The sequence below is a fragment of the Paenibacillus sp. E194 genome, assembly GCF_000935845.1.
GTDB lineage: Bacteria > Bacillota > Bacilli > Paenibacillales > Paenibacillaceae > Paenibacillus_B > Paenibacillus_B alvei_B.
The window spans coordinates 1-4,615 of record NZ_JMDX01000350.1; the positions used below are offsets into that span (position 1 = coordinate 1).

Consider the following 4,615-nt stretch of genomic DNA (forward strand, 5'->3'; position numbering starts at 1 on the left):
ATAGGGTTACATTTATATTATCTCATTTTACGTCAAACGCCTAATCATGAAATCCCGTTCAATGAGTTAATTAACGAAAAAATGCAATGAGAGCACCCTGAACCAGGCGCAATCATTGCATTTTCTATCTGTCTATGCGTTCTGAATAGAGGTATTCATAAGTGCAGCCATGCCTATTTAATCATAATGACTACGCGTCGGTTAGGCTCCTCACCTTTACTGCAAGTTTTCACCTTCGGATGATCCTGCAGCTTCGCATGAATAATCTTGCGATCCTGCGCCGTCATCGGCTCCAGCACAACCTCTTGCCGGGAACGAATCACTTTGTTCGCGAGCCGCTCAGATAACGATTCGAGCGTTTTCTTACGCCGTTCGCGGAACTGCTCTGCATCAAGAATAATACGGAGATGATGCTTGGAATAACGATTGGCTACCAGGTTCGCCAAGTATTGAAGCGAATCAAGCGTTTGACCGCGGCGCCCAATAATAAGACCCAAGTCCGAGCCGCTAATATCAAGCGTTACCGTGTCCTTCCTCTTATGTACTCCAACTTCCACATCAAGCCCCATCGAGCGGGCAACATCCATAATGAATTGCTTCGCTTCTTCAATCGGATCAATATCGTCTGTAGAGTCAGCATCCATCTCCTGATCTCTATCCTTCGATACTGCTGCTGCCTGCATGCCGGCCACAGCAGCTGCTGTCTGAACTGGCTTCGATGACGATGATTGTGTTGTAGGTTCAGAGAGCGGGACATCCTTGTCCGGCAGAAGAGTCAACTCGACCTTCGCTGGACGAACGCCGATAAGTCCAAACAGCCCGCGTGATGGCTTTTCCAGCACGCGAACAGATACGCGATCCTTGGTTACGTTCATTCGTTCCAAACCGTTCTTTATTGCATCTTCGATCGTCTTTCCCGATACAACGAGCGTATTCATTTCGCCGGACGAACCTCCTTATCCTTATCGCGATAAAGGAAATAGTTCTGAACAATAGTAAAGACGTTGCTGTATACCCAGTACAACGGAAGTGCCGCTGGGAAGTTGATCGACATGACGAAGATCAACACTGGGAAGATTAGCATCATGAATTGCATAGGGCCTTGCATTGGGTTTTGACTTGCCATCATCTTCGACTGTACAAATGTCGTCAATGCAGCAACGACCGGCAATACATAAAACGGATCCGCCTCACCCAGTTTGAGCCACAAGAATGTATGCTCACGAATGGCAGAGTTCATGTAGATCGAATTATACAAAGCGATAAAAACTGGCATTTGAATGAAGATTGGCAGGCATCCCGCCAGCGGATTTACGTTGTGCTGTTGGAACAGCTTCATCGTTTCTTCCTGCTGCTTTTGCGGGTTATCCTTATGTTTCTTCTTTATTTCAGCGAGCTGAGGTTGCAGCTTCTGCATTTCCTTCGAGCTGCGCATTTGCTTAACTGTAAGCGGCAAGATACACAGACGAACAATAACGGTTAGCAGCAAGATGGCGAATCCATACTCCCCGCTGAACCAGCCTGCGAATGTATCAAGTGCTAGTGAAAAATAATAGACCACGTTACGCTCCCAGAAGTTACCCTGCAGCAAATCCTCCGTCTTCAGCGTAGTGGTCGTGGACGTACATCCCGACAATACAACGATCAACAGCACAGAAACCGCTACCAAGAGCCATTTGCGGTTCGAGAACAACTTGTTCAGCGACAATAGCATAACCCCTCTCTTAACCTTCCGATTCCAACAGTAAATATATCACATTTCCCCTGTTAAAGGAAACGATTCAACAGGTGTATCGTGCGATCTTCCTGACAAATTACATTCATTTATATATAGAAGCTTTCCGCATGACATGATGGACGCTCTTGGCAAGCTTGTCATAGTCCATTTCCGTCGCGCCTTTACGCACAATGAACACCAAATCGACATGATCCATAATGCGATCTGCCTGAAGTCTGACAATTTCCTTGATCATGCGGCGCATTCGATTGCGCACAACCGCATTGCCAATCTTTTTGCTCGCCGATATCCCTACGCGGAACCGTTCAACCTTCGGCTGGGCATAAACATACAGTACAAGCTGATGATTGGCAAAGGAACGACCATTGCGATAAACACGAGTAAAATCTGCGCGATCCTGCAGCCGATACTCTTTTTGCATCGGATCTTTCTCCTATCTCTCCGGATGAACTCCGCTCGTCCCTACTCGAAAATGCTTGATTGGTATGATCCAAGTATGGGCACCTGCGTAACGGAATAAACATTTCTTCTTCTACTTTTATGGACGCCATTGTGACGAAAAAAACGTACGATTTTCTCGTAAAAAGAAAAAAGACCACCGAGGTGGTCTTGTATTCACGCGATCTTATGCGCTCAATACTTTTCTGCCTTTTAGGCGACGAGCAGCCAACACCTTACGGCCGTTTTTCGTGCTCATTCTTTTACGGAAACCGTGAACTTTCTTACGTTTGCTCACGTTAGGTTTAAATGTCGGTTTCAACGTATTGCACCTCCTCGAACGAGATATGTCATGATGAACCATTCATTGCTACGTTTATCTGTCTGCGCAAAATCCCTTTTTACATTTAATCAGAATACGCGGAAAAAGTCAATCCTCACTGTTTCTCCTATCTTCTCTTTTTGATTCCGAATTCACATCAAAATGAAAAAATACATTCTTATATGTATAGAAACGATTATCCACACTTCGAACATCGATCATTCTCGACACATTTTGTTATACACATGTGCAAAACTAAAAAATATCGACAATTCCGTCACCTTGCCTGTGTACAAAAAATAGCGGACCTTTGTCTGGACATGTCGAAAGGAAACAAGTTATAAACAATATCTAGTGGTGTAGATAACATTTATGCACAAGTTATTGAATTTGTGGATAAAATAAGCCCGATCATTGAAAAATAAGGCCCCATCTGCTATGATTATATTGCTTTTCGGTTGTGAATAGCGATTGTGGATATTTACTTATCAACAGTCTGTGGATAAGGTTGTGAACAATTTATACTCACCTGTTTAAAACTTGTTCGACACGATCTGCATATTGTGGATAAATAGTTGTAAGAAACGATATACTTCGACAGCAACATGTCTGATGTTTCGTGGAAAGCGCGGGAAATTTTCTCGACTGAGGCAGGAGAATATTGACATGTAAGCATAGACCCCGACAATACGCTCTTATCGAGGACAGGTTAGTTCATGATGATTTTACGACTTTGTGAACCGGCTTCCTCATTAAAGAGGGCTTTCTGCGCCTTGCGGAGCCTTTTTGCGTCTTGTCGGGGCAATTGTCCTTTTTTCAGGCGTAATTGCCGGTAAGCGCGTCATATGAAGACGCAGCAGGCTTGAAGGAGTGAAACAATCTGTGGAGCGCCAAGCAAATGAACTTTGGCAGGAAATATTGTCCGTCATCCAGACGAAGCTAAGCAAACCTAGCTTTGATACCTGGTTCAAGGCCACGAAGGCTGTAAAGTTTACAGACTCACAGCTGCTCATTACTGCACCGAATACATTTTCGGTGGAATGGCTTGAGAGCCGGTATACGAAGCTTGTCAGCTCAACAGTGATGGAAGAAACGGGCAAGCAAGTGGACGTCAAGTTCATTATTGAGGAAGCAGCTCAAGCGGAAGCAGAAGTCGTGCAGCCACAGGCTTCACCGGCTCGAGTCGCTGTCTATGATGAACCGGCTTCCAATATGCTTAACCCAAAATATACGTTCGATACATTCGTCATTGGCTCGAACAATCGCTTCGCGCATGCTGCATCGCTCGCCGTCGCTGAAGCGCCGGCTAAAGCTTATAACCCGCTCTTTTTATATGGGGGAGTAGGTCTCGGCAAGACGCATCTCATGCATGCGATCGGTCATTATATTTTGGAGCATAATCCCGCAAGCCGCGTCGTCTATACGACGTCGGAGAAATTTATGAATGAATTCATTAATGCCATTCGGGATAATCGCGGAGAAAGCTTCCGCAACAAATACCGCAATATTGACATTTTGCTTATTGACGACATTCAGTTTTTGGCAGGGAAGGAACAGACCCAAGAGGAGTTCTTCCATACATTCAATGCACTGCATAACGAGAACAAGCACATCGTCCTCTCCAGTGATCGTCCTCCTAAGGAGATCGAAACGTTAGAGGAACGGCTGCGCTCTCGTTTTGAATGGGGCCTCATTACGGATATTCAGCCGCCTGATCTCGAGACGCGAATTGCGATTCTGCGTAAGAAAGCGAAAGCTGAGAACTTGGATATACCGAATGAAGCCATGGTGTACATCGCCAACCAAATCAATACGAACATTCGTGAGTTGGAAGGTGCGCTTACGCGCGTTGTCGCATTTTCCACGATGACCAATCAGGACATCACGACTCACTTGGCTGCAGAGGCACTCAAGGATCTCATCCCGTCCAGTCGTCCGAAGATGATTACAATTCAGGACATTCAGCATAAAGTCGGGGAGTTCTATGGACTTAAGATGGAGGATTTCAAGGCACGCAAGAGAACGAAAGCCGTCGCTTATCCTCGTCAAATTGCCATGTATTTATCGCGGGAGCTCACTGATTATTCCTTGCCGAAAATTGGTGAAGCATTTGGCGG

At 45.5% G+C, this 4,615-nt stretch carries 5 protein-coding genes; 1 reads left to right on the forward strand and 4 read right to left on the reverse strand.

Annotated elements, in window-relative coordinates; genetic code table 11:
* Positions 1-173 precede the first annotated feature (173 nt).
* The 4 genes from jag to rpmH form a co-directional block, all read right to left on the reverse strand.
* Positions 174-938, reverse strand: a complete 765-nt coding sequence (gene jag, locus AZ66_RS27110; RefSeq protein WP_021258412.1) for an RNA-binding cell elongation regulator Jag/EloR — start codon at positions 936-938, stop codon at positions 174-176.
* Positions 935-1,714, reverse strand: a complete 780-nt coding sequence (locus AZ66_RS27115) for a YidC/Oxa1 family membrane protein insertase (RefSeq protein ID WP_021257554.1) — start codon at positions 1,712-1,714, stop codon at positions 935-937. The genes jag and AZ66_RS27115 overlap by 4 nt, the downstream gene beginning before the upstream one ends.
* 106 nt (positions 1,715-1,820) lie before the next feature.
* The gene (gene rnpA, locus AZ66_RS27120) at positions 1,821-2,159 is read right to left on the reverse strand and encodes a ribonuclease P protein component (protein ID WP_021257555.1); all 339 of its coding nucleotides are present in this window, start codon (positions 2,157-2,159) and stop codon (positions 1,821-1,823) included.
* Positions 2,160-2,363: 204 nt separating this feature from the next.
* Positions 2,364-2,498 carry a 50S ribosomal protein L34 gene (rpmH, locus tag AZ66_RS27125; RefSeq protein ID WP_009223341.1) on the reverse strand — a complete coding sequence of 45 codons (135 nt, stop codon included), beginning with the start codon at positions 2,496-2,498 and terminating at the stop codon, positions 2,364-2,366.
* A gap of 882 nt (positions 2,499-3,380) precedes the next feature.
* On the opposite strand from rpmH, the gene dnaA reads away from it, so the two are divergent.
* A partial coding sequence (gene dnaA, locus AZ66_RS27130) for a chromosomal replication initiator protein DnaA (protein ID WP_044357741.1) occupies positions 3,381-4,615 on the forward strand: 1,235 nt, incomplete at its 3' end.

Bases quoted from the DNA above. Each gene is read 5' to 3' on its own strand.
- rnpA (WP_021257555.1), bottom strand. From the start codon at position 2,159: ATGCAAAAAGAGTATCGGCTGCAGGATCGCGCAGATTTTACTCGTGTT.
- jag (WP_021258412.1), bottom strand. From the start codon at position 938: ATGAATACGCTCGTTGTATCGGGAAAGACGATCGAAGATGCAATAAAG.
- AZ66_RS27115 (WP_021257554.1), bottom strand. From the start codon at position 1,714: ATGCTATTGTCGCTGAACAAGTTGTTCTCGAACCGCAAATGGCTCTTG.